This is a genomic window from Streptomyces sp. NPDC002776 (assembly GCF_053592195.1).
In genome coordinates this window covers 226030-250786 of the sequence record NZ_JBSFVG010000004.1, presented here as the reverse complement: position 1 = coordinate 250786, position 24757 = coordinate 226030, and the positions used below count along the sequence as shown (strand labels likewise).

Here is a 24757-nt window from a genome sequence, read left to right as displayed (position 1 = left end):
GTCACCCTCCGAGGTGCGTGGGCGCGAACATGCGCAGCACCGCCGGGAGTACGACCACCGAAGGACCGGGCGCGGAGAGCGCCTTGGCCAGGTCCGCCTCCAGCGTCTCCGGGGTGGTCCGCACCCCGGGGACGCCGAAGGACTCGGCCAGCGCCACATAGTCCGGGCGGGTCAGCTCGGTCGCCGTGGGCCGGCCGAACGCGTCCGTCATGTACTCGCGCAGGATGCCGTAACCGCCGTCGTCGACGATCAGCCAGGTGACGTTCAGGTCGTACTGGCGGGCCGTAGCCAGCTCCGCGATGGAGTACAGCGCCCCGCCGTCGCCCGAGACGGCGAGGACCGGGTGGGTCGGGTCGGCCGCCGCAGCGCCCAGCGCCGCCGGGAAGCCGTAGCCGAGGCCGCCGGCGCCCTGGGCGGAGTGCATCCGGTTCGGGCCCTTGGCGTCGAAGGCCGACCAGGCCCAGTACGCCAGGATCGTCATGTCCCAGAAGGACGGCGAGTCGGCGGGCAGGGCGTTGCGGACGGACGCCAGCACCTGCTGTTCCAGGGTGAGTTCCTGGGCGGCGATGCGCTCGCCGACCTTGGCGAGCAGCGCCCGCACCCGGTCCGGCGCCGAGGGGTCGGTGCGCTCCGACACCGTCTCCAGCAGCGCCTGCAGCGCGAGCCGGGCGTCGGCGTGGATGCCGAGCGCCGGATGGTTGGACTCCAGCTTGCCGAGGTCCGCCTCGATCTGGACGACCCGGCCCCGCGGCTTGAACGTGTGGTAGTTCGAGGAGAGTTCACCCAGTCCCGAGCCGACCACCAGCAGGACGTCCGCGTCCTCCAGGAAGTCCGTCGTGTACCGGTCCTCGATCCAGGACTGCAGGGACAGCGGATGCGTCCAGGGGAAGGCGCCCTTGCCGCCGGGCGTGGTGACCACTGGGGCCTGCAACACCTCCGCCAGCCGCCGCAGCTTGCCGCTCGCGTCCGCCCGTACCACTCCCCCGCCCGCGATGATCGCCGGCCGGGCCGCCTTCGACAGCAAGTCGGCCGCCACCGCCGTCAGTTCGGGCCGCGGCGGCAGCTCCTCGGGGAAGGCGTCGCCGCCCGTCACCACCGGGATCGCCGTCTCGGCGAGCAGCACGTCCTGCGGGATCTCCACCCATACCGGCCCGTGCGGGGCGGTCAGCGCCGACTTCCAGGCCGCCTCGACGGCGGACGCGATCTGCGACTGGGTGCGCACGGTGTGCACGGACTTCACGACGCCCCGGAACGAGGCCGCCTGGTCGGGGAGTTCGTGCAGATAGCCGTGGCGTCCGCCGCCCAGGCCCGCGGTGGGGACCTGGCTGCTGATCGCCAGCACCGGCGCCGAGGCGGCCGCCGCCTCCTGGAGAGCCGCCAGCGAGGTCAGCGCGCCGGGGCCGGTCGACAGCAGCAGCGGCGCCGCCTCCCCGGTGATCCGGCCGTAGGCGTCGGCCGCGAACCCGGCGTTGTTCTCCACGCGCAGGCCCACATAGCGCAGGTCCGAGCGGCTCAGCGCGTCGAACATGCCGAGCGCGTGCTGGCCGGGGAGGCCGAAGACGGTGGTCGCACCGAGCGCGGCCAGCGTCTCCACGACCAGGTCTCCGCCGTTGCGTCCGGGGGGAGGGTTCAGCGCGGCCTCCGTCTGGGCGGCGGTGGGGCGGAGCACCAGGTCGTGGTCGTGAGTCACTTCGCGCGGGCCTCTGCAATCTGGCGGGACATGATGGTGGTCAGTTCGTACGCCGTGTGGGACGCGGCCACCGACGTGATCTCGGCGTGATCGTACGCGGGCGCCACCTCGACGACGTCCGCCGAGACGAGGTGGCAGGAGGCGAGTCCGCGCAGGATCTCCAGCAGCTCGCGGGAGGTCATGCCGCCCGCCTCGGGGGTGCCGGTGCCGGGCGCGTGCGCCGGGTCCAGGCAGTCGATGTCGATGGAGATGTACAGCGGGCGGTCGCCGATGCGCTGGCGCAGCTGGTCGGCGATCTCGTCGGCGCCCCGGCGGTAGACGTCGGCGGAGGTGACGATGCCGAAGCCCATCTTCTCGTCGTCGGTGAGGTCCTGCTTGCCGTACAGCGGACCGCGGGTGCCGACGTGCGAGAGGGCCGAGGTGTCGAGGATGCCCTCCTCCACCGCGCGCCGGAACGGCGTGCCGTGCGTGTACTCGGCGCCGAAGTAGGTGTCCCAGGTGTCGAGGTGGGCGTCGAAGTGGAGCAGGGCGACGGGCCCGTGCTTCTTGGCGACGGACCGCAGCAGCGGCAGCGCGATGGTGTGGTCGCCGCCCAGGGTCATCAGCCGGGCGCCGGTGCCGAGCAGGTCGTCGGCGGCGGCCTCGACCGTCTCGACGGCCTCGTTGATGTTGAACGGGTTCACCGCGATGTCGCCGCCGTCGGCGACCTGGGCCAGCGCGAACGGGGACGCGTCCTGCGCGGGGTTGTAGGGCCGCAGCAGCCGGGACGCCTCGCGGATGGCGTTGCCGCCGAAGCGGGCGCCGGGCCGGTAGGAGACACCCGAGTCGAAGGGCACGCCGATCACGGCGACGTCGGCGGTGCCGACCTCGTCCAGGCGCGGCAGCCGCGCGAAGGTAGCGGGTCCGGCGTAGCGCGGGATGCGCGAGGAGTCGACGGGGCCGCGGGGCGTCTCGTTGCTGCTCATGGGGAACTGCCTTCTTTCCTACGCTTCGTCGCGTATGTGCATGTGTCTACGACTCTACTGGTGAGCCGGGACGGGTTCGGACACGAGTTCGGGATCCCGGCCGGCGAGGCGCTCGCGCCAGGCGGCGAGGACGGCCGCGTCGGTGGGCTTCGTCATCAAGGAGACGGCGAGGTAGGCCGCGAGGGAAGACAGCAGGCCGTAATAGACGGGTTCATTGGCCAGGATGCCGTGGGTCGCCATCAGGCCGACGACCGCGACTCCGCCGACGATCACCGAGGCGAGGGCGCCCTGTGCGGTGCCGCGCTTCCACAGCAGCCCGCCGAGGATCGGCACGAGCAGTCCGCCGACGAGGAGGTTGTAGGCGACGGTCAGCGCCTCGACGACGTTGTTCAGCACGATGGCCGTGGCGATCACCGCGACACCCATGATCAGGATGAAGGCGCGGTTGCCCCGGACCTCGTCGTGCTCCTCGGCGGATCCCTTCGCCAGGCCCCGCAGCCGGGACCAGATGTCGTTGTTGGCGACGGTGGCGCAGGCGATGAGGGCGCCGGAGGACGTGGACATCACGGCGGCCAGGGCGGCGGCCAGCACCAGGCCCCGTACGCCCATGGGCAGCTCGTCCTTGACGATGGTGGCGAAGGCGTCGTCGGCGTTGGCCAGGTTCGGGTAGAGCACCTTGGCGGCGGTGCCGATGACGGCGCCGGCGAGGGCGTAGACGAGGCAGTAGGTACCGGCGACCGTGCCGCCCCACCGGGCGGTCCGGTCGCTGCGGGCGGTGAAGACGCGCTGCCAGATGTCCTGCCCGATGAGCATGCCGAACGTGTAGATGAGCACGTACGTGAAGATCGTCTCGCCGCCGATGCCCAGCGGGTCGAAGTACTCGGTGGGCAGCTGGGCCTTCATCTCGGAGAACCCGCCCGCCTTGACGACGGCGATCGGGAGGAGCAACAGCAGGACACCGATGGTCTTGACGACGAACTGCACCATGTCGGTGAGGGTGATCGACCACATGCCGCCGAGCGTGGAGTAGGCGACGACGATCGAGCCGCCGAGGACGATCGCGAGGGTGCGGTTCATGTCGAAGAGCACGTCGAAGATCGTGGCGTAGGCGATCGTCGAGGTGACGGCGAGCATGAGGGTGTACGCCCACATGACGACACCGGAGATGACCCCGGCCCGGCCGCCGTAGCGCAGGTCGAGCATCTCGGAGACGGTGTAGACCTTCAGCCGGGCGATCCGGGCGGAGAAGAAGACGGAGAGGGCGAGCAGCCCGAGGCCGATGGTGAAGACCATCCAGGCGCCGGAGAGCCCGTACTGGTAGCCCAGGCCGACCCCGCCGATGGTGGACGCGCCGCCGAGGACGATGGCGGCCATGGTCCCGGAGTACATGGCCGGGCCGAGCCGGCGCCCGGCGACCAGGAACTCGCTCTTGGACTTGGCGCGGCGCATGCCCCACCAGCCCATGGCCAGCATGCCGGCCAGATAGACGACGATCACTGTGTAGTCGACGGCCATGGTGGGGCCTCCTTCGCACAATCCCGGTGGCGTGTCGTGCAGATACGTGGGGGTGGGGACGTCGGCAGCGGCTCGCGGGGACATCCGCCCGTACCCGCGGCTGCCGGTCGGGACCGACATTAGGTGGCCGGAAAGCGACTGCGAAGTGTACGTTTCATCCATTGCGGCCGTACGGAGTGGAGGGAACGCACACCATGCCGGACCCGTCCGTCCCTCCCACCCCGGCGGTGCCCCTGTCGGCGCTGCTGGCCCGCGAGGACCTGGGGCTGCGGCAGATCGCGGGGCCGACGGATCCGGACATCGTGATCCACTGGGCGCACACCTCGGAGATGGCGGACCCGTACCCGTATCTGCTGGGCGGGGAGCTGCTGCTCACGGCGGGCGTCCACATCCCCGAGGCGGCGGGCTCGGGCACGTACTTCGACGACTACGTCTCACGGATCGTGGCGGCGGGCGGCACCGCCCTCGGCTTCGGCCTGGCGCCGGTCCACGACACGGTGCCGCGCGCCCTGGTGGCGGCCTGCGAGTCCTACGGCCTGCCGCTCCTGGAGGTCCCGCCCCGGACGACGTTCTCCGGCGTGGCACGGGCGGTCTGGCAGCTCATGGCCCAGGCCCGGCTGGCCGAACTGCGCCGGGTGACGGAGGCGCAGCAGAGCCTGGCCGCGGCGGCGTCCCGCCCGGACCCGGTGCGCGCGGTACTGCGGCAGCTGGCCCAGCGGGTGGGGGGCTGGGCGGCCCTGTACGGCCCCGAGGGCACCCTGATCGCGTCGGCGGGCCGCGGTGCGGGGGCGGAGGCGGAAGGGGCGCTGGCGGATCTGGCGGAGGTGGTACGCCCCCGGAACCCGGCCCCGACGGACTCGGCCCCCGCTGCGGACGGCCGAGCCCCATCCGGCGCAGCCGCAGCCGGCCGAGCCGCAGGGGCCCCGCCCCACGAGCGCACCCAAGCGACACCCACGACCGCCGGTGCAGCCGCAGCAAGCCGCGCCCCGGGGACACCGCCCCGCGAGCACGGCCACCCGGCACCCACCTCCGCCACGCCTACCCGCAGCAGTGCCGCTCCTGCCGCCGCAACCCCGGGCGGTCGTGCCGCGGCCCCGCCCCGCGAGCGCGGCCAAGCGACCCCCACCCCCACCTCCACCGCAGCCCCGGTCAGCCCTGCCACCGGGACACCGCCCCGCGAGCACGGGCAAACCGCGCCCGCCCCCACCCCAGGCAGCCGCGCCCCCGGGGCGGCGCCCCGCGAGCACGGGCGAGCGGCCCCCACCTCCGCCACCCCCACCCACAGCGCTCCCACCCCCTCCGCCACAGCCCCAGGCAGCCGCACCCCCGGCGCAATCCCCCGCGAGCACGGGCAACCGGCGCCCACCTCCGCCACACCCACCCACAGCACTCCGGCCCCCTCCGCCGCAACCCCGCCCGGCCGTGCCACCGTCGCGGCGCCTGCCCCCACCTCCGCCACCGACACCGTCGCCGGAACCCGCCTCGCCGCCTACGCGCTGGCGCCCTCCCACGGCTTCGTCCTCGGTGTGGCCGCCCCCCGGAGGGACCCCGCCGACCACACCATCGCCTCCGTCGCCGCCGTCCTCCTCTCCCTGCTCACCGGGGAGCAGCAGAGCGGCACCGGAGCGGCCCGTACCTCCGCGCTCGTGCGGCTCCTCCTCGGCGCCGCCCCCGAGGCCGTCGCCCCCCTCCTGGGCACCGCCCCCTGGCTCGTGGTGCACGCCCGCCCGGACTCCCCCGCCGCTCCCGACCCGGTGGCCGCCTCCGCGCTCGGCGCCGCCCTCGGCTCGCCCCTCGTCGACCTCGCCGGGGATGTCGTACGCGTCCTCGTCCCCGCCGCTCGCGAACCGGCTCCCCAGCCCGGCTGGACCCTCGGCGTCAGCGACCCGGCCGCCCCCGCCGAGTGGCCCGCCGCGGACACCCGGGCCGCCCGCGCGCTCGCCCGCGCCCGCGCCACCCGCGCCCCGCTGGTCCGCCACGGCGCCCGCCCCGGTCTCGCCGATCTCGTGCCGCCCGACGAGGCCGCGGCCCACGCCCGTGCCCTCCTCGCACCGATCGCGCACCCGCCGGCGCTCGTCGACACGCTCCGCACCTGGCTCTCGCTGCACGGAAGTTGGGACCGGACCGCGGTCGCCCTCGCCGTGCACCGCAACACCGTCCGCCAGCGCATCGCCCGCTGCGCGGCCCTGCTCGGCACCGACCTCGACGACCCGGACGTGCGCATGGAGCTGTGGTTCGCGCTGCGGCAGTGACCCGCGTCCCAGCGTCCGGGACACCCGGCGCGTCCACAGGGGTCTGCCCCACAATGGGACACATGCCGATACCCGGGACACCCAGCCGCGCCGAGCTCGTCGAACACCTCGTCAGAACCCGTATCGCGGGCGACGTAGCCACTCCCCGCGAGAACAACCTCTCCCATTACCGCAAGCTCGCGAACGGCGACCGCAACTTCTGGCTCGGCCTGGAGCTGGGTGACCGCTGGACCGACGAGCAGGACGTGCTCGCGGTGATGGCGGAGCGGGTCGGGGTGAACGACGACCCCGAGTACCGGTACGGCCAGGACACCATCGACCCCGACCTGACGGTCGCCGGGCTGGAGCGGATGGCGGGCCGGCTGCGCAAGGCGGCCGACGGCGGCCAGCGGGTGCTGTTCGCCACCGGCCACCCCGGCGGCCTGCTCGACGTGCACCGCGCCACCGCCGCCGCCCTGCGCACGGCCGGCTGCGACATCGTGGTGATCCCCGACGGGCTCCGGACGGACGAGGGGTACGTCATGCAGTTCGCGGACGTGGCGATGCTGGAGCACGGCGCCACGCTGTGGCACACCCACTCCGGAGAGCCGATGAAGGCCATCCTCACGGCCCTGGAGCGGCACGGCAGCGCGCTGCCCGACCTGGTCGTCGCCGACCACGGCTGGGCGGGGTACGCGGGACAGCACGGCGTCGACTCGGTCGGTTACGCCGACTCCAACGACCCGGCCCTCTTCCTCGCCGAGTCGGAGGGCACCGTCCAGGTGACGGTGCCCCTCGACGACCATGTGGTCAGCCCCCGCTACTACGACCCGATGACGGCGTACCTGCTGGCGGAGGCAGGACTGGCGTAGGGCTCGGGTCCGGGAGGGGCGGTCAGGTCCGGGGGGCGCGGACCACGCCCTCCTGGATGACCGAGACGGCCAGGCGGCCGTCCTGGGTGTAGATACGGGCCTGACCCAGGCCGCGGCCGCCGGAGGCCGACGGGGAGTGCTGGTCGTACAGCAGCCACTCGTCGGCGCGGAACGGCCGGTGGAACCACATCGCGTGGTCCAGCGAGGCCCCGACCACATCGCCGACGGCCCAGCCGCCCCGGCCGTGCGCGAGCAGGACCGAGTCCAGCAGCGTCATGTCGGAGACGTACGTGGCGAGGACGACGTGCATCAGGGGGTCGTCGACCTCGCTGTCGAGCTTGCCGTTGGTGCGGAACCAGACCTGGGAGTGCGGTTCGCGCGGCTCGCCGAACCGCCCGAAGGGGGGCTCGTCGACGTAGCGCACGTCCACGGCGGCGCGGGCCTCCAGGAACTTCTCCAGGATCCCGCGGTCGAGATGGCCGTAGCCCCGCAGCCGCTCCTCGGAGGTGGGGAGCGTGGCGGGGTCGGGGGCGGCGGGCATCGGGGCCTGGTGCTCGAAGCCCTGCTCCGGGCGCTGGAAGGACGCGGACAGGGCGAAGATCGGCTGCCCGTGCTGGACGGCGACCACCCGGCGGGCCGTGAAGGACCGGCCGTCGTTCATGCGGTCGACGGTGTAGACGATGGGTGCGCCGGGGTCGCCGATGCGCAGGAAGTACGCGTGCAGGGAGTGGGCGAGCCGGTCCTCGGGGACCGTCCGCCCGGCGGCGACGAGCGCCTGGGCCGCGACCTGCCCGCCGAACACGCGCGGGACGACGGCGGACCGGGACTGGCCGCGGAAGATGTCCTCCTCGATCTGCTCCAGGTCGAGCAGATCGAGGAGATCCTGTAGTGCCTGGCTCATGTGAAGGTTGTACCGGCCGGTAATGTCCGGGACCTTACAGACCCATGTCCTTCGCGATGATCGTCTTCATGATCTCGCTGGTGCCGCCGTAGATCCGGTTGACCCGGTTGTCCGCGTACAGGCGGGCGATCGGGTACTCGTTCATGAAGCCGTAGCCGCCGTGCAGCTGGAGGCAGCGGTCGATGACGCGGTGCGCGACCTCGGTGCAGAACAGCTTGGCGCTGGCGGCCTCGGCCGCGGTCAGCTCACCGGCGTCCAGCGCCTCCAGGGCGCGGTCGGCGACGGCCTCGGCCGCGTCCACCTCGGCCTTGCAGGCGGCCAGCTCGAACTTGGTGTTCTGGAACGCGGCGACCGGCTTGCCGAAGACGGTGCGCTCGGTGACGTACTGCTGAGCGAACCGGACGGCGGCCTTGGCCTGCGCGTAGGCGCCGTAGGCGATGCCCCAGCGCTCGGAGGGGAGGTTGCTGCCGAGGTAGGAGAAGCCCCGGTTCTCCTCGCCCATCAGGTCCTCGGCCGGCACCTTCACGTCGACGAACGCCAGCTCGGCGGTGTCGGAGGTGCGCAGGCCCAGCTTGTCGAGCTTGCGGCCGATGGAGTAGCCCTCGGACTTGGTGTCCACGGCGAACAGGGAGATGCCGTAGCGGCGGTCCTCGGCGGTGGGCGCGGCGGTGCGGGCGCAGACGATCACGCGGTCGGCGTGGACGCCGCCGGTGATGAAGGTCTTGGAGCCGTTGAGGACGTAGTGGGTGCCGTCCTCGGAGAGCTTTGCGGTGGTCTTCATGCCCGCGAGGTCGGAGCCGGTGCCCGGCTCGGTCATCGCCAGCGCCCACATCTCCTCGCCGGAGACGAACTTGGGCAGGTAGCGCTTCTTCTGCTCGTCGGTGGCGAGCGACTTGATGTACGGCAGGGCGAGCAGTACGTGCACCCCGGAGCCGCCGAACTGGACGCCCGCGCGGGCGGTCTCCTCGTAGAGGACGGCCTCGAACTTGTGGGTGTCCAGACCCGCGCCGCCGAACTCCTCGGGCACGTTGATGCCGAAGACGCCCAGCTCGCCGAGCTGGTAGTAGAAGTCGCGGGGCGCCTGGCCCGCCGCGAACCACTCGTCGTACACCGGTACGACCTCGGCCTCGATGAAGGCGCGGATGGTCTCCCGGAACGCCTCGTGATCCTCGTTGAACACCGTACGGCGCACGGCCGCCACCTCCACCTGTGTCTAAGCGCTTGCTCACCTACCGTACCGGCGAGTATGAACACCCGTCCAGAGGAGCGGCCCCGTAACGCTCGTCACGCCTGTCCGCCCGCCGCGCCGAACGCCCCCCGCGCCATCCGGTGCAGCAGCCCGGCCGTCACCCCGCGCCCCGGCAGCGCGCCGGGCCGCCCCAGGTGCGGCGTGGAGTTCAGCAGGCCGAAGACCGAGTGGACGGCCGAGCGGGCGGTGGGCTCGGTGAGCGCCGGGTAGACCTTGCGGACCACGTCCACCCACAGCTCGACGTACTGGCGCTGGAGCTGGCGGACCAGCTTGCGGTCGCTGTCGCGCAGGCGGTCCAGCTCGCGGTCGTGCAGGGTGATCAGGGGACGGTCGTCGAGCGCGAAGTCGATGTGGCCCTCGATGAGGGAGTCCAGGATCTCGTCGGGACCCCCGCCGTCGGCCTCCGCCAGGCGCCGCCTGGCCCCGGTCAGCAGCTGACCGCTGATGCCCACCAGCAGCTCCGCGAGCATCGCGTCCTTGCCCGCGAAGTGCCGGTAGAGGCCGGGGCCGCTGATGCCGACGGCAGCGCCTATCTCGTCGACCCCCACGCCGTGGAAGCCGCGTTCGGCGAACAGCCGCGCGGCCTCCTTGAGGATCTGCTCACGCCGGGTGGGTGCGTCGGTTCTGGTGGCCATGCGCCAATTCTAGACAGGGAGGTTAGCGGTCGTTAACCTGAAGGAAATGCGTTAACGCTCATTAACAAGGTGAGGGGACCGCAGGATGCACGAGGCACCCGAGCTGACGAGTGCGGCAGATCCCGCGTCGGAGGCCTGGAAGGCCAATGAGGAGGCGCAGCTCGCGCTGGTGGAGGAGCTGCGCGCCAAGCTCGCCGCCGCCCGCCTGGGCGGTGGGGAGAAGGCGCGCGCCCGGCACACCGCGCGCGGCAAGCTGCTGCCCCGGGACCGGGTGGACACCCTGCTCGACCCGGGCTCGCCCTTCCTGGAGCTGGCGCCCCTCGCGGCCGACGGCATGTACGACGGACTAGCCCCGGCGGCGGGGGTGATCGCCGGGATCGGCCGGGTCAGCGGGCGCGAGTGCGTGATCGTCGCCAATGACGCCACCGTCAAGGGCGGCACCTACTACCCGATGACGGTGAAGAAGCATCTGCGGGCGCAGGAGGTGGCCCTGGAGAACCGGCTGCCCTGTCTGTATCTCGTCGACTCCGGCGGCGCCTTCCTGCCCATGCAGGACGAGGTCTTCCCCGACCGCGACCACTTCGGGCGGATCTTCTACAACCAGGCCCGGATGTCCGGCGCGGGCATCCCGCAGATCGCGGCCGTCCTCGGCTCCTGCACGGCGGGCGGGGCGTACGTCCCCGCGATGAGCGACGAGGCCGTCATCGTCCGCAACCAGGGCACGATCTTCCTCGGCGGCCCCCCGCTGGTGAAGGCCGCCACCGGTGAGGTCGTCACCGCCGAGGAGCTCGGCGGCGGCGAGGTGCACGCGCGGGTGTCGGGCGTGACCGACCATCTCGCGGAGGACGACGCGCACGCCCTGCGGATCGTCCGGAACATCGTCGGCACCCTCCCCGCGCGCGGGGCGCTCCCCTGGCAGGTGCGGCCGGCCGCCGAACCCAAGGTCGACCCCTACGGCCTGTACGGCGCGGTGCCCGCGGACCCCCGCACGCCCTACGACGTCCGCGAGATCATCGCGCGCGTGGTCGACGGCTCCCGGTTCGCGGAGTTCAAGTCCGAGTTCGGGCAGACCCTGGTCACCGGCTTCGCCCGGATCCACGGCCACCCGGTCGGCATCGTCGCCAACAACGGCATCCTGTTCTCCGAGTCCGCCCAGAAGGGCGCCCACTTCGTCGAGCTGTGCGACCAGCGCGGGATCCCGCTGGTGTTCCTGCAGAACATCTCCGGGTTCATGGTCGGCAGGGACTACGAGGCGGGCGGTATCGCCAAGCACGGCGCCAAGATGGTGACGGCGGTGGCGACGACCCGCGTGCCGAAGCTGACGGTCGTGGTGGGCGGTTCCTACGGCGCCGGGAACTACTCCATGTGCGGCCGGGCCTACTCGCCCCGCTTCCTGTGGATGTGGCCGGGCGCCAAGATCTCCGTCATGGGCGGCGAGCAGGCGTCCTCGGTCCTCGCCACCGTCAAGCGCGACCAGCTGGAGGGGCGCGGCGAGCAGTGGCCGGCCGAGGAGGAAGAGGCGTTCAAGGCGCCGATCCGCGCCCAGTACGAGCGTCAGGGCAACGCCTACTACGCCACGGCCCGCCTCTGGGACGACGGAGTGATCGACCCGCTGGAGACCCGGCAGGTGCTGGGCCTGGCACTGACGGCCTGCGCCAACGCGCCCCTGGGTGACCCCCAGTTCGGCGTCTTCCGGATGTGAGGGGCATTTACCGATGACCATGTTCGACACAGTCCTCGTGGCCAACCGGGGCGAGATCGCGGTCCGCGTCATCCGCACCCTGCGCACCCTGGGCGTCCGCTCGGTCGCCGTCTTCTCCGACGCCGACGCCGACGCGCGGCACGTCCGGGAGGCCGACACGGCGGTCCGCATCGGACCGGCCCCGGCGACCCGGAGCTATCTGTCCGCGGAGCGCATCCTCGACGCCGCCGCCCGCACCGGCGCCCAGGCCGTCCACCCCGGCTACGGCTTCCTCGCCGAGAACGCCGACTTCGCCCGCGCGTGCGCCGCGGCGGGCCTGGTCTTCATCGGGCCGCCGGCCGAGGCGATCGCCCTGATGGGCGACAAGATCCGCGCCAAGGAGACCGTGCAGGCGGCCGGGGTCCCCGTCGTCCCCGGCGGACGCGACCCCGAACTGGCGCGGGCCGCCCGGGAGCTGGGCGCTCCGGTGCTGCTGAAGCCGAGCGCGGGCGGCGGCGGCAAAGGCATGCGGCTGGTGCGGGACCTGTCGGTGCTGGAGGAGGAGATCGCGGCGGCCCGGCGCGAGGCCGCGGCCTCCTTCGGCGACGACACGCTCCTGGTCGAGCGGTGGATCGACCGGCCCCGGCACATCGAGATCCAGGTGCTGGCGGACGGCCACGGCCAGGTCGTCCACCTCGGCGAGCGCGAGTGCTCCCTCCAGCGGCGCCACCAGAAGATCATCGAGGAGGCGCCGAGCGTCCTGCTGGACGAGGAGACCCGGGCGGCGATGGGCGAGGCGGCCGTCCAGGCGGCCCGCTCCTGCGGCTACCGGGGCGCGGGCACGGTGGAGTTCATCGTCCCCGGCGGCGACCCCTCGGCGTACTGCTTCATGGAGATGAACACCCGCCTCCAGGTGGAGCACCCGGTCACCGAGCTGATCACCGGCATCGACCTGGTGGAGTGGCAGCTGCGGGTCGCGGCCGGGGAGAGGCTCGCCTTCACCCAGGACGACATCACGCTCACCGGCCATGCGGTCGAGGCCCGTCTCTGCGCCGAGGACCCCGCGCGCGGGTTCCTCCCCTCGGGCGGCACCGTGCTGCGCCTGCGCGAGCCGCAGGGCGACGGCGTGCGCACGGACTCCGGGCTCACCGAGGGCACCGAGGTCGGCAGCCTGTACGACCCGATGCTGTCCAAGGTCATCGCCTACGGCCCCGACCGCGCGACCGCGCTGCGCAAACTGCGGGCGGCTCTCGCGGAGACCGTGACGCTGGGCGTGCAGACCAACGCCGGGTTCCTGCGGCGGCTGCTGGCCCATCCGGCGGTGGTGGCCGGTGAGCTGGACACCGGTCTGGTCGAGCGGGAGGTCGACGGGCTGGTCCCGGCCGACGTGCCCGAGGAGGTGTACGAGGCGGCGGCCGCCGTACGCCTGGAGGCGCTGCGGCCCGGGGGCGAGGGGTGGACGGACCCCTTCTCGGTGCCGAGCGGCTGGCGCCTCGGCGGTACACCCAAGCCCCTCGCCTTCCCCCTGCGGATGGCCGGTGGCGACCCTGTCGAATACGTCCCGCGAGGCACCCACACCGTCACCGGCGACCGGGTCTCGGTCACCCTCGACGGCGTCCGGCACACCTTCCACCGCGCCGCCGACTGGATCGGCCGGGACGGCGACGCCTGGCACGTGCGCGACCACGACCCGGTCGCCGCGTCCCTGACCCGCGCCGCCCACTCCGGCGCCGACTCGCTCACCGCGCCCATGCCCGGCACGGTCACGGTGGTGAAGGTCGCCGTCGGGGACGAGGTGAGCGCCGGTCAGAGCCTGCTGGTGGTGGAGGCGATGAAGATGGAGCACGTCATCGCCGCCCCGCACGCCGGCACGGTCGCCGAGCTCGACGTCTCGCCCGGCACCACGGTCGCCATGGACCAGGTGCTGGCCGTGATCGCACCGCACGAGGAGGCGGCTGAGTGACCCTCCCCATGGCGGTCCCCGAACCCGGCCTGCCCACCCGGGTCCGCATCCACGAGGTCGGCGCCCGGGACGGACTGCAGAACGAGAAGGCGACCGTTCCCACCGACGTGAAGGCGGAGTTCATCCGGCGTCTCGCCGACGCGGGCCTCACCACCATCGAGGCCACCAGCTTCGTCCACCCCAAGTGGGTGCCCCAACTCGCCGACGCGGAGGACCTGTTCCCCCGGGTGAGCCACCTCCCGGTGGACCTCCCGGTCCTGGTCCCCAATGAGCACGGACTGGACCGCGCCCTGGCCCTCGGAGCCCGGCGCGTCGCCGTCTTCGCCAGCGCCACCGAGTCGTTCGCGAAGGCCAACCTCAACCGCACGGTCGACGAGGCCCTGGCGATGTTCGAGCCGGTCGTCGCGCGCGCGAAGGCCGAGGGCGTGCAGGTGCGCGGCTATCTCTCCATGTGCTTCGGCGACCCGTGGGAGGGCCCGGTCCCCGTCGCGCGGGTGGTCGAGGTCTGCCAGGCCCTCCTCGGCATGGGCTGCGACGAACTGAGCCTGGGCGACACGATCGGCGTGGCCACACCCGGTCACGTCCGGGCCCTGCTGACCGAACTCACCGGGCGCGGCACGCCCGTGGACCGGCTCGCCGTCCACTTCCACGACACCTACGGCCAGGCCCTCGCCAACACCTACGCCGCCCTCCAGCACGGCGTCACCACCGTCGACGCCTCCGCCGGTGGCCTCGGCGGCTGCCCCTACGCGAAGTCCGCCACCGGAAACCTCGCCACCGAAGACCTCGTGTGGATGCTGCACGGCCTCGGCATCGACACCGGGGTCGACCTCGGCCGTCTCGTCGCCACAAGCGAGTGGATGGCCGGCCGACTGGGCCGCCCCAGCCCGTCCCGCACCGTACGAGCCCTCTCCCACAAGGAGTGACCCCGATGGACCACAAGCTCTCCCCCGAGCTGGAAGAACTGCGGCGCACGGTCGCGGAGTTCGCGCACGACGTCGTGGCGCCGAAGATCGGCGACCTGTACGAACGCCATGAGTTCCCGTACGAGATCGTGCGCGAGATGGGCCGCATGGGCCTGTTCGGCCTGCCGTTCCCCGAGGAGTACGGCGGCATGGGCGGGGACTACCTCGCGCTGGGCATCGCCCTGGAGGAGCTGGCCCGCGTCGACTCCTCGGTGGCCATCACCCTGGAGGCGGGCGTCTCGCTGGGCGCGATGCCGATCCATCTGTTCGGCACCGAGGAGCAGAAGCGCCAGTGGCTGCCCCGGCTGTGCTCGGGCGAGATGCTCGGCGCCTTCGGGCTGACCGAGCCGGACGGCGGCACCGACGCGGGCGCGACCCGGACGACGGCCCAGCTGGACCCGGAGACGGACGAGTGGGTGATCAACGGCACGAAGTGCTTCATCACCAACTCCGGTACGGACATCACCGGTCTGGTCACCGTCACGGCGGTCACCGACCGCGGGCCGGCGGACGGCGCCCCGCTGATCTCGTCGATCATCGTCCCCTCGGGCACCCCGGGCTTCACGGTGGCCCCCGCGTACTCCAAGGTCGGCTGGAACGCCTCCGACACCCGTGAGCTGTCCTTCGCCGACGTCCGCGTCCCGCGGGCCAATCTGCTGGGCACCCAGGGCCGCGGCTACGCCCAGTTCCTGCGCATCCTCGACGAGGGCCGGGTGGCGATCGCGGCGCTGGCGACGGGCCTGGCCCAGGGCTGCGTGGACGAGTCGGTGCGGTACGCCAAGGAGCGGCACGCCTTCGGCCGTCCGATCGGCGCCAACCAGGCGATCCAGTTCAAGCTCGCGGACATGGAGATGCGGGCGCACACGGCCCGGCTGGCCTGGCGGGACGCGGCGAGCCGGCTGGTCGCGGGTGAGCCGTTCAAGAAGGAGGCGGCGCTGGCCAAGCTCTACTCCTCCACGATCGCGGTGGACAACGCCCGCGACGCCACCCAGATCCACGGCGGTTACGGCTTCATGAACGAGTACCCGGTGGCCCGGATGTGGCGCGACTCCAAGATCCTGGAGATCGGCGAGGGCACGAGTGAGGTCCAGCGGATGCTGATCGCCCGGGAACTGGGCCTGCCGAGCTGACAACGGCCTTCGCCGGCGCCCGAGTTGGGTCCCTGAGCGGCTCACCGGTGGGGCGCTGCGGGGGCCCACCTCTGGACAATTGATGAGGTTAGGCTAACCTACCTTCGAATTGTCCGGCGAAGATCGCCCCGTTCGAAAGCAGCGTACCCATGTCCCACGCCAGCGCCACCCACCTCACCCGCCGTGGCATCCTCGCCGCGGGCGGCGCCCTCGGCCTCGGTGCCGTGCTCGCGGCCTGCGGCGACGACGACACCAAAAGCGGTGGCTCTGACCAGGAGACGGCCGCCGCGAAGTCCGGCCCGTGGTCCTTCAAGGACGACCGCGGCACGACCGTCAAGCTCGACAAGGTGCCGGTGAACATGGTCGCGTTCACCGGTGTCGCCGCCGCCCTCTTCGACTACGGCATCCAGGTCAAGGGCGTCTTCGGCCCGACCACCACCTCGGACGGCAAGCCCGACGTCCAAGCCGGCGACCTCGACGTCAGCAAGGTCACCGTGCTCGGCAACGAGTGGGGCAAGCTCAACATCGAGAAGTACGCGGCCCTCTCCCCCGAGGTCCTCATCACCACGACGTTCGACGACGCCGGCACCCTGTGGTCGGTGCCCGTCGAGTCCGCGGACAAGATCGCCAAGCTCGCCCCGAGCGTCGCGATCTCCGTCTTCGACCGCCAGCTCACCGAGCCGCTGCAGCGCATGTGGGAGCTGGCCGAGTCGCTGGGCGCGGACATGAAGTCCACCGAGATCGCCGAGTCGAAGAAGAAGTTCGAGACCGCCGCGGCCCGGCTGCGCGCCGCCGCCAAGGCCAAGCCCGAGATCAAGGTGATGGCCGGCTCCGCCGCGGAGAGCATCTTCTACGTCTCCGGCACCAACTTCTCCATCGACCTGGAGTACTTCAAGTCCCTCGGCGTGAACTTCGTCGAGCCCTCGGAGAAGGCGAAGGCCGAGAGCGCCGGCTGGTACGAGGCGCTCAGCTGGGAGAACGTCGACAAGTACGACGCCGACATCATCCTGATGGACGACCGCACCTCCACCATCCAGCCCGCGGACATCACCGAGGCGACCTGGAAGAAGCTGCCCGCCGTCAAGGCCGGCCAGGTCATCCCGCGCTCGCCGGAGCCGATCCTGTCGTACGACAAGTGCACGCCGCTGCTCGACAACCTGGCCGAGGCCATCGAGAACGCGAAGAAGGTCAGCTGACCTCGCGGAAGGTCGCCCCCTGACGCTCACCCAGGAGCCTCCATGAGCACGGCCGTAGCCGTCGATTTCCGTTTCTTCTCCCTTCAGGTCGTACGGACTCGGCGGCTCGGTCCGTCTCTGGTCCGGGTGACGTTCGGCGGACCGGAGCTGAGCGACTTCCGCTCCGACGGCCGCGACCAGTCGCTGTCGCTGTTCCTGCCGCACCCGGGGCAGGAAGAGCCGGTCGTCCCCGTCGAGCTCGGCGACGGATGGTGGCAGGGCTGGCGCGACCTGCCGGACGACGTACGGGCCGTGATGCGCTCGTACACCCTGCGCGAGCTGCGGCGGGACCCGGACGAGATCGACATCGACTTCGTGCTGCACGAGCCCGCCGGGCCCGCCTCCCGGTGGGCCTCGCGGGCCGCCGCCGGGGACCGCGTCCTGCTCATCGGGCCCGCCGTCGCCGACAACCGGGCCATCCGGTTCCGGCCGCCCGCGGACACCGGCCTCATGGTGGTGTGGGGCGACGAGACCGCCGTACCGGCCGTCTGCGCCATCGTCGAGTCGCTGCCGGTCGGCACCCGGGCCCGGGTCTGGCTGGAGGTGCGGCACGCCGGGGACATCCAGGAGCTGGAGACCCAGGCGGACGCCGAGATCGTCTGGCTGGTCCGGCAGGACCGGGGCGCCGAGGGCTCCCCCATGGCCCTCGACGCCCTGCGCGGGACCGAACTCCCGGACGCCGAGCGCCCGTACGTCTGGATCGCGGGCGAGTCGGGGTGTGTGAAGGCGCTGCGCCGTCACTTCGTCCAGGAGCGCGGCATCGACCGGCGCCGGGTCACCTTCGTCGGCTACTGGCGGCACGGCCTGACGGAGGAGCAGCTGCGGGAGCTGGGCGAGTGATGCGACGGAAGTGACCACCGTCACGGAAGGGGTCGGGTTCCGGCCGCCTGACGCACGATGAAATTAGGTTAGGCTTACCTAAGTTGATCGACCTTCTCATCCCCTCCCCACTCCCCTTCGCCTCGTCCCGCACGGACTTCCCCTCGGAGGACCCCCCATGCGCTCGCACCTGCTCAATGACACGACCGCGGAGCAGTACCGCAGCTCCGTGACCGAAGGAATCGAGCGGGTGGCCGCCAAAATCGCCGCCACCGAACGTCCGTTCACCGGCGTCACGGTCGACGCCCTCGCCCCCACCATCGACGCGATCGACCTCGACAAGCCGCTGCTCGACACCGCGGCGGCCCTCGACGAGCTGGAGGACGTCTACCTCCGCGACGCGGTCTACTTCCACCACCCGCGCTATCTCGCCCACCTCAACTGCCCGGTCGTCATCCCGGCGGTGCTCGGCGAGGCGATCCTGTCCGCGGTCAACTCCTCCCTGGACACCTGGGACCAGTCGGCCGGCGGCACCCTGATCGAGCGCAAGCTCATCGACTGGACGACCGCCCGGATCGGCCTCGGCCCGGCCGCCGACGGCGTGTTCACCTCCGGCGGCACCCAGTCCAACCTCCAGGCGCTGCTGCTGGCCCGCGAGGAGGCCAAGGCCGAGTCCCTCGACACCCTGCGCATCTTCGCCTCCGAGGTCAGCCACTTCAGCGTCAAGAAGTCGGCCAAACTCCTCGGCCTCAGCGCTGACTCGGTGGTCTCCGTCCCCGTCGACCACGACAAGCGCATGCAGACCGTCGCCCTCGCCCGCGAGCTGGAGCGCTGCAAGCGGGACGGCCTGGTCCCGATGGCCGTCGTCGCCACCGCCGGCACCACCGACTTCGGCTCCATCGACCCGCTGCCCGAGATCGCCGAGCTGTGCGAGCAGTACGGCACCTGGATGCACGTGGACGCCGCCTACGGCTGCGGACTGCTCGCCTCCGTGAAGTACCGGGACCGGATCGACGGCATCGAGCGCGCCGACTCCGTCACCGTCGACTACCACAAGTCCTTCTTCCAGCCGGTGAGTTCGTCCGCCGTCCTGGTACGGGACGCGGCCACCCTGCGCCACGCCACCTACCACGCGGAGTACCTCAACCCGCGCCGGATGGTGCAGGAACGTATCCCCAACCAGGTCGACAAGTCCCTCCAGACCACCCGCCGCTTCGACGCGCTGAAGCTGTGGATGACCCTGCGCGTGATGGGCGCCGACGGCATCGGCCAGCTCTTCGACGAGGTCGTCGACCTGACCGCCGAGGGCTGGAAACTGCTGGCCGCCGACCCGCGCTTCGACGTCGTGGTCGAACCCAGCCTGTCCACCCTGGTGTTCCGGTACATCCCGGCCGCGGTGACCGACCCGGCCGAGATCGACCGCGCCAACCTCTACGCCCGCAAGGCCCTGTTCGCCTCCGGTGCCGCCGTCGTCGCGGGCACCAAGGTCGGCGGCCGCCACTACCTGAAGTTCACCCTGCTCAACCCCGAGACCACGACGGATGACATCGCCGCCGTCCTCGACCTGATCGCCGGCCACGCCGAGCAGTACCTGGGAGAGTCCCTTGACCGCGCTTCCTGAACCCACGCACACGACCTACGACTTCGTGGGCATCGGGCTCGGCCCCTTCAACCTCGGCCTGGCCTGTCTCACCGAGCCCATCGACGAACTCGACGGTGTCTTCCTGGAGTCCAAGCCCGACTTCGAGTGGCACGCGGGCATGTTCCTGGACGGCGCCCACCTGCAGACCCCGTTCATGTCGGACCTGGTCACCCTCGCCGACCCGACCTCGCCGTACTCCTTCCTCAACTACCTGAAGGAGAAAGGCCGGCTGTACTCGTTCTACATCCGGGAGAACTTCTACCCGCTGCGGGTCGAGTACGACGACTACTGCCGCTGGGCCGCGAACAAGCTGAGCAGCGTCCGCTTCTCCACGACGGTCGCCGAGGTGACGTACGAGGACGAGCTCTACGTCGTGCGGACCACCGCCGGGGACACCTACCGCGCCCGGCACCTCGTCCTGGGCACCGGCACCTCCCCGCACTACCCGGAGGCCGTGCGCGGCCTCGGCGGCGACTTCTTCCACAACTCCCGCTACGTGCAGAACAAGGCGGAGCTGCAGAAGAAGGAGTCGATCACGATCGTCGGCTCCGGCCAGTCCGCCGCCGAGATCTACTACGACCTCCTCACCGAGATCGACGTGCACGGCTACCGGCTGAACTGGGTGACCCGCTCCCCGCGCTTCTTCCCGCTGGAGTACACCAAGCTCACGCTGGAGATGACCTCGCCGGAGTACATCGACTACTACCGCGCGCTGCCGGAGGCCACCCGCTACCGCCTCACCGCCCAGCAGAAGGGCCTGTTCAAGGGCATCGACGGCGATCTCATCAACGAGATCTTCGATCTGCTGTACCAGAAGAACCTCGGCGGCCCGGTGCCCACCCGGCTGCTCACCAACTCCTCGCTGGAAGCGGCCCGTTACGAGAACGGCACCTACACGCTCTCCTTCCACCAGCAGGAGCAGGAGAAGGACTACGAGCTGCAGACGCAGGGCCTGGTGCTGGCCACCGGCTACGCGTACACCGAGCCGGAGTTCCTGAAGCCGGTGAGCGACCGCCTCGTGCGCGACGCGCGGGGCAACTTCGACGTCGCCCGCAACTACGCCATCGATGTGACGGGCCGGGGTGTGTTCCTCCAGAACGCCGGTGTGCACACCCACAGCATCACCAGCCCCGACCTGGGGATGGGCGCCTACCGCAACAGCTTCATCATCAGTGAGCTGCTCGGCAGCGAGTACTACCCGGTCGAGAAGACCATCGCGTTCCAGGAGTTTGCCGTATGACCTTCACCTTCCGCACGCTCGACCCCCTCAAGGACGCCGAGCTGCTGCACCGCTGGGTCACGCACCCCAAGGCCGCCTTCTGGATGATGCAGGACGCGAAACTGGAGGACGTCGAGCGCGCCTACATGGAGATCGCCGCCGACGAGCACCACCACGCCCTGCTGGGCCTGAAGGACGGCGAACCCGCCTTCCTGATGGAGAAGTACGACCCGGCCCACCGCGAACTGGTCGGCCTGTACGCGCCGTTGCCGGGCGACGTCGGCATGCACTTCCTGACGCCCCCCACCGACACCCCCGTGCACGGCTTCACCCGCTCCGTCATCACCGCCGTCATGGCGCACCTCTTCGAGGACCCGGCGGTCCAGCGGGTCGTGGTCGAGCCGGACATCGCCAACAAGGCCGTCCACGCGCTCAACGAGGCCGTCGGGTTCGTGCCCTCCCACGAGATCCAGAAGCCGGAGAAGAAGGCGCTGCTGAGCTTCTGCACCCGGGAGCAGTTCCTGCTCGCCACGGGGGTGGCCGCATGACCCTCGCCGACTCCGTGGCCCACCTCTCCCCCGAACGCTGGGAGCGGGCCAACCGCCTCCTCGTCCGCAAGGCACTCGCCGAGTTCGCGCACGAGCGGCTGATCACGCCCGAGGCCACCGCCGACGGCGGCTTCGAGGTCCGCAGCGACGACGGTCTGACCCGGTACCGGTTCACCGCCGTCCGCCGCGCCCTGGACCACTGGCAGGTCGACGCCGACTCGATCTCCCGGCACCGGGACGGCGCCGAACTGCCGCTGGCCGCGCTGGACTTCTTCATCGAACTGAAGCAGGCCCTCGGCCTGAGCGACGCCATCCTGCCGGTCTACCTGGAGGAGATCTCCTCCACCCTCTCCGGCATCTGCTTCAAGCTCACCAAGCCGCAGGTCCCGGCCGCCGAACTCGTCCGGAGCGGCTTCCAGGCCATCGAGACCGGGATGACCGAGGGCCACCCCTGCTTCGTCGCCAACAACGGCCGGCTCGGCTTCGGCATCCACGAGTACCTGTCGTACGCCCCCGAGACCGCGAGCCCGGTCCGGCTGGTCTGGCTGGCGGCGCACCGGTCGCGGGCCGCGTTCACGGCCGGCGTCGGCCTGGAGTACGAATCCTTCATCCGGGACGAGCTGGGCGAGCACACCGTCGAGCGGTTCCACGGCATCCTGCGCGAGCAGGACCTGGACCCCGCCGACTACTTCCTCATCCCCGTCCACCCCTGGCAGTGGTGGAACAAGCTGACGGTCACCTTCGCCGCCGAGGTCGCCCGGGGGCACCTGGTGTGCCTGGGCGAGGGCGACGACGAGTACCTGGCCCAGCAGTCCATCCGGACCTTCTTCAACACCTCCAGCCCCGAGAAGCACTATGTGAAGACGGCCCTGTCCGTCATCAACATGGGCTTCATGCGCGGCCTGTCGGCGGCGTACATGGAGGCGACCCCGGCCATCAACGACTGGCTCGCCCAGCTCATCGAGAACGACCCGGTGCTCAAGGAGACGGGCCTGACGATCATCCGCGAGCGCGCGGCGGTCGGCTACCGGCACCTGGAGTACGAGGCGGCGACGGACCGCTACTCGCCGTACCGCAAGATGCTGGCCGCGCTGTGGCGGGAGAGCCCGGTCCCCTCCCTCCGGGACGGCGAGACGCTGGCCACCATGGCCTCCCTCGTCCACGTCGACCACGAGGGCACGTCCTTCGCGACCGCCCTGATCGAGCAGTCCGGGCTGGCGCCGACGGAGTGGCTGCGCCGCTACCTGACGGCGTACTTCACCCCGCTGCTGCACAGCTTCTACGCCTACGACCTCGTCTTCATGCCGCACGGCGAGAACGTGATCCTGGTCCTGAAGGACGGTGTCGTCCAGCGCGCGATCTACAAGGACATCGCCGAGGAGATCGCGGTCATGGACCCGGACGCGGTGCTGCCGCCGACGGTGGAGCGGCTGCGCGTGGACGTCCCCGAGGACACGAAACTGCTGTCGATCTTCACGGACGTCTTCGACTGCTACTTCCGCTTCCTCGCCGCGAACCTCGCCACCGAGGGCGTCCTCACGGAGGACGACTTCTGGCGCACGGTCGCGGAGGTCACACGCGCGTACCAGGCGACGGTGCCGGAACTGGCGGACAAGTTCCGCCAGTACGACATGTTCGCCCCGGAGTTCGCCCTCTCCTGCCTCAACCGCCTCCAGCTCCGCAACAACCAGCAGATGGTGGACCTGTCGGACCCAGCAGGCGCCCTGCAACTGATCGGCACGCTACGGAACCCCCTGGCAGAGTTCTGACATAGCCAGACGGGGGCCCGGGAGACGGTCCTCCTGGGCCCCCGTCAAAACGAACTCCGCAAGGGGCGCGGGGCTGTATCAATTTGCGGCTCCGCCGCGTGGGCGCGATCAACCCCCACCGCCCCGCAGCCAACTCACAACCAAGGCACCTGAGGAGACCGGTAGAAGGAAATCCCCATCGCCTCCCACCGAGGAGCCTGCGCAGCAAGCCGAACCTTGTACGCGTCCCAGTCGTGCGATGCCACCGAAGACCACCCCAACTCGGCCACCCCGACGACCCGCGGGAACGCCATGTACTCGATGTCCTCGGACGTCCGCAGCGTCTCGCTCCACAACGGCGCCTCAACCCCCCGCACCGCCGACTCGGGCACCCCCGCCAGATAGGTCCCGGGATCCCAGTCGTAGGACCGCCGCACCTCGACGTACCCCGCCCAGGACAGCCCCAGCGGAGTCCTCTCGTCGTACTTCATGTCGAGGTAGATCCGGTCGGCCGGCGAGAGGATCAGCTCCGTCCCGCCCCGCGCCGCCGCGGCGACCTGCTCCTTCTCCTGCGCACTGGTGCCGTCGAGCCCCCAGTACTGAGCGAGCGCCCCCTTCGCGGGCGAGGCCCCGGTCAGCTGATGCCAGCCGATGACCGTCTTGCCGTACTTGGCGACGACGGGCTGCACCCGGTCCATGAACTTCACGTAGTCGGCGTGCGGCGTGGAGTGCGCCTCGTCCCCGCCGATGTGCAGATAGCGGCCCGGCGTGATCGCGGCGAGCTCCCGGATCACATCGTCCACGAAGTCGTACGTGAGCTCCTTGCCGACGCACAGCGAGCTGAAGCCGACCTCGATGCCGGTGTAGAGCGGGGGCGCGACCCCGTCGCAGTTCAGCTCGGCGTACGAGGCCAGCGCCGCGTTGGTGTGGCCCGGCATGTCGATCTCGGGGACCACCTCCAGGTGCCGGGAGGCGGCGTAGCGGACGATCTCCCGGTAGTCGTCCTGGGTGTAGTAGCCCCCGGGGCCCCCGCCGACCTGCGTGGAGCCGCCGTACGTCGCGAGCCGCGGCCAGGAGTCGATGGCGATCCGCCAGCCCTGGTCGTCGCTCAGGTGAAGGTGCAGCTTGTTGAACTTGTACAGCGCCAACTGGTCGACGTACCGCTTGACCTGGTCGACGGAGAAGAAGTGCCGGGAGACATCGAGCATCGCGCCGCGCCAGCCGTAGCGCGGGGTGTCCTTGATCGTGCCGCCCGCGACCAGCCAGGGGCCGGGCTGCGCGGAGTCCTTCTCCACGGCGGCCGGGAGGAGCTGGCGCAGGGTCTGGACGCCGTGGAAGAGCCCGGCGGGCCTGGCGGCCGTGATGACGACACCTCGGCGGTCGCTGTCGAGGCGGTAGCCCTCCGCGCCGAACGACCCCTTGGCGAGCCGCAGTCGGATGCCGCCGCCGTGGGTGGTGACCGGCAGGCGGTAGCCGGTGGAGGGCCGCAGGAGGTCCGCGAGGTACTCCCCGACCCGGCGCACCTCGCGCGAGTCGTCGACCCGGATCCGGGTGCCGTCGGTGATGCGGTACGGGGAACCGCCCGGCGCGACGGAGGCCGGGGCGGGCACGACCCGGTCGAGCGGGATCGCGGCCGGACCCGGCCCCGGGGGCACCGCGCCGGTGGCGGAGACGCCGGCCGCGGCGACGAGCAGCAGCGAGCCGAGAAGGCGGAGCGTTCTGTGGCGCTGTCTCACAGTCGGTCCCTTC

19 protein-coding genes are annotated in these 24757 nt (G+C 71.4%); 12 read left to right on the top strand and 7 right to left on the bottom strand.

Annotation, left to right across the window (positions count from 1 at the left end):
• Position 1: 1 nt before the first annotated feature.
• The 3 genes from ACWD11_RS11025 to ACWD11_RS11015 are packed head-to-tail and all read right to left on the bottom strand — an operon-like array spanning position 2 to position 4170.
• On the bottom strand, positions 2–1690 hold the full coding sequence (locus tag ACWD11_RS11025; protein WP_451282541.1) for a thiamine pyrophosphate-binding protein: 1689 nt from the start codon (positions 1688–1690) through the stop codon (positions 2–4).
• Complete coding sequence (gene speB, locus ACWD11_RS11020; RefSeq protein ID WP_389415872.1) at positions 1687–2655, bottom strand: agmatinase; 969 nt, start codon at positions 2653–2655, stop codon at positions 1687–1689. Before speB ends, ACWD11_RS11025 begins: the two co-directional genes overlap by 4 nt.
• Before the next feature lie 54 nt (positions 2656–2709).
• Positions 2710–4170, bottom strand: coding sequence for a sodium:solute symporter (locus ACWD11_RS11015; protein WP_389415870.1), 1461 nt, complete (start codon positions 4168–4170; stop codon positions 2710–2712).
• 194 nt (positions 4171–4364) lie between these two features.
• On the opposite strand from ACWD11_RS11015, the gene ACWD11_RS11010 reads away from it, so the two are divergent.
• Together ACWD11_RS11010 and ACWD11_RS11005 are read left to right on the top strand one after the other, a co-directional pair.
• Positions 4365–6422: a helix-turn-helix domain-containing protein gene (locus ACWD11_RS11010; protein WP_451282539.1), complete on the top strand. Its 2058-nt coding sequence runs from the start codon at positions 4365–4367 to the stop codon at positions 6420–6422.
• 62 nt (positions 6423–6484) lie between these two features.
• A complete protein-coding gene (locus tag ACWD11_RS11005; RefSeq protein WP_451282537.1) occupies positions 6485–7273 on the top strand; it encodes a phosphatase in 789 nt (262 codons plus the stop codon).
• Between the two features lie 22 nt (positions 7274–7295).
• On the opposite strand, the gene ACWD11_RS11000 is transcribed toward ACWD11_RS11005, so the two are convergent.
• The 3 genes from ACWD11_RS11000 to ACWD11_RS10990 all read right to left on the bottom strand — a co-directional run bounded on the left by ACWD11_RS11000 (position 7296) and on the right by ACWD11_RS10990 (position 10058).
• On the bottom strand, positions 7296–8174 hold the full coding sequence (locus ACWD11_RS11000) for an acyl-CoA thioesterase (protein WP_451282535.1): 879 nt from the start codon (positions 8172–8174) through the stop codon (positions 7296–7298).
• A gap of 34 nt (positions 8175–8208) precedes the next feature.
• Complete coding sequence (locus ACWD11_RS10995; RefSeq protein ID WP_389415866.1) at positions 8209–9366, bottom strand: acyl-CoA dehydrogenase family protein; 1158 nt, start codon at positions 9364–9366, stop codon at positions 8209–8211.
• A 92-nt stretch (positions 9367–9458) separates the two neighbouring features.
• Entirely contained in the window at positions 9459–10058 is a 600-nt protein-coding gene (locus ACWD11_RS10990) for an SACE_7040 family transcriptional regulator (protein ID WP_389415865.1), read from the bottom strand.
• A gap of 85 nt (positions 10059–10143) precedes the next feature.
• On the opposite strand from ACWD11_RS10990, the gene ACWD11_RS10985 reads away from it, so the two are divergent.
• The 10 genes from ACWD11_RS10985 (at position 10144) to ACWD11_RS10940 (ending at position 23029) form a co-directional block, all read left to right on the top strand.
• Positions 10144–11760 carry a carboxyl transferase domain-containing protein gene (locus tag ACWD11_RS10985; protein WP_451282533.1) on the top strand — a complete coding sequence of 539 codons (1617 nt, stop codon included), beginning with the start codon at positions 10144–10146 and terminating at the stop codon, positions 11758–11760.
• Between the two features lie 19 nt (positions 11761–11779).
• Complete coding sequence (locus ACWD11_RS10980) at positions 11780–13702, top strand: ATP-binding protein (RefSeq protein WP_451282748.1); 1923 nt, start codon at positions 11780–11782, stop codon at positions 13700–13702.
• On the top strand, positions 13699–14628 hold the full coding sequence (locus ACWD11_RS10975; protein ID WP_451282531.1) for a hydroxymethylglutaryl-CoA lyase: 930 nt from the start codon (positions 13699–13701) through the stop codon (positions 14626–14628). Before ACWD11_RS10980 ends, ACWD11_RS10975 begins: the two co-directional genes overlap by 4 nt.
• Positions 14629–14633: 5 nt before the next feature.
• The gene (locus tag ACWD11_RS10970) at positions 14634–15797 is read left to right on the top strand and encodes an acyl-CoA dehydrogenase family protein (protein ID WP_389415861.1); all 1164 of its coding nucleotides are present in this window, start codon (positions 14634–14636) and stop codon (positions 15795–15797) included.
• Between the two features lie 149 nt (positions 15798–15946).
• Complete coding sequence (locus tag ACWD11_RS10965) at positions 15947–16993, top strand: ABC transporter substrate-binding protein (protein WP_451282529.1); 1047 nt, start codon at positions 15947–15949, stop codon at positions 16991–16993.
• A 42-nt stretch (positions 16994–17035) separates the two neighbouring features.
• Entirely contained in the window at positions 17036–17872 is an 837-nt protein-coding gene (locus ACWD11_RS10960) for a siderophore-interacting protein (protein ID WP_451282527.1), read from the top strand.
• A gap of 157 nt (positions 17873–18029) precedes the next feature.
• A complete protein-coding gene (gene desA / locus ACWD11_RS10955; protein ID WP_389415858.1) occupies positions 18030–19472 on the top strand; it encodes a lysine decarboxylase DesA in 1443 nt (480 codons plus the stop codon).
• Positions 19456–20733: a lysine N(6)-hydroxylase/L-ornithine N(5)-oxygenase family protein gene (locus ACWD11_RS10950; protein ID WP_389415857.1), complete on the top strand. Its 1278-nt coding sequence runs from the start codon at positions 19456–19458 to the stop codon at positions 20731–20733. Before desA ends, ACWD11_RS10950 begins: the two co-directional genes overlap by 17 nt.
• Positions 20730–21260, top strand: coding sequence for a GNAT family N-acetyltransferase (locus tag ACWD11_RS10945; RefSeq protein ID WP_451282524.1), 531 nt, complete (start codon positions 20730–20732; stop codon positions 21258–21260). Before ACWD11_RS10950 ends, ACWD11_RS10945 begins: the two co-directional genes overlap by 4 nt.
• Positions 21257–23029, top strand: a complete 1773-nt coding sequence (locus tag ACWD11_RS10940; RefSeq protein WP_389415855.1) for an IucA/IucC family protein — start codon at positions 21257–21259, stop codon at positions 23027–23029. Before ACWD11_RS10945 ends, ACWD11_RS10940 begins: the two co-directional genes overlap by 4 nt.
• Before the next feature lie 134 nt (positions 23030–23163).
• Here the strand turns inward: ACWD11_RS10940 and ACWD11_RS10935 are convergent, their stop codons facing one another.
• Positions 23164–24744, bottom strand: coding sequence for a beta-N-acetylhexosaminidase (locus tag ACWD11_RS10935; protein ID WP_451282522.1), 1581 nt, complete (start codon positions 24742–24744; stop codon positions 23164–23166).
• Between the last annotated feature and the right edge of the window lie 13 nt (positions 24745–24757).

What these genes read in the sequence shown, in the direction of transcription:
- ACWD11_RS11005 (WP_451282537.1), top strand. Translation starts at nt 6,485, where the DNA reads ATGCCGATACCCGGGACACCCAGCCGCGCCGAGCTCGTCGAACACCTC.
- ACWD11_RS10945 (WP_451282524.1), top strand. Translation starts at nt 20,730, where the DNA reads ATGACCTTCACCTTCCGCACGCTCGACCCCCTCAAGGACGCCGAGCTG.
- ACWD11_RS10985 (WP_451282533.1), top strand. Translation starts at nt 10,144, where the DNA reads ATGCACGAGGCACCCGAGCTGACGAGTGCGGCAGATCCCGCGTCGGAG.
- desA (WP_389415858.1), top strand. Translation starts at nt 18,030, where the DNA reads ATGCGCTCGCACCTGCTCAATGACACGACCGCGGAGCAGTACCGCAGC.
- speB (WP_389415872.1), bottom strand. Translation starts at nt 2,655, where the DNA reads ATGAGCAGCAACGAGACGCCCCGCGGCCCCGTCGACTCCTCGCGCATC.
- ACWD11_RS10940 (WP_389415855.1), top strand. Translation starts at nt 21,257, where the DNA reads ATGACCCTCGCCGACTCCGTGGCCCACCTCTCCCCCGAACGCTGGGAG.
- ACWD11_RS11010 (WP_451282539.1), top strand. Translation starts at nt 4,365, where the DNA reads ATGCCGGACCCGTCCGTCCCTCCCACCCCGGCGGTGCCCCTGTCGGCG.
- ACWD11_RS11000 (WP_451282535.1), bottom strand. Translation starts at nt 8,174, where the DNA reads ATGAGCCAGGCACTACAGGATCTCCTCGATCTGCTCGACCTGGAGCAG.
- ACWD11_RS10970 (WP_389415861.1), top strand. Translation starts at nt 14,634, where the DNA reads ATGGACCACAAGCTCTCCCCCGAGCTGGAAGAACTGCGGCGCACGGTC.
- ACWD11_RS10965 (WP_451282529.1), top strand. Translation starts at nt 15,947, where the DNA reads ATGTCCCACGCCAGCGCCACCCACCTCACCCGCCGTGGCATCCTCGCC.
- ACWD11_RS11015 (WP_389415870.1), bottom strand. Translation starts at nt 4,170, where the DNA reads ATGGCCGTCGACTACACAGTGATCGTCGTCTATCTGGCCGGCATGCTG.
- ACWD11_RS10980 (WP_451282748.1), top strand. Translation starts at nt 11,780, where the DNA reads ATGTTCGACACAGTCCTCGTGGCCAACCGGGGCGAGATCGCGGTCCGC.
- ACWD11_RS10990 (WP_389415865.1), bottom strand. Translation starts at nt 10,058, where the DNA reads ATGGCCACCAGAACCGACGCACCCACCCGGCGTGAGCAGATCCTCAAG.
- ACWD11_RS10960 (WP_451282527.1), top strand. Translation starts at nt 17,036, where the DNA reads ATGAGCACGGCCGTAGCCGTCGATTTCCGTTTCTTCTCCCTTCAGGTC.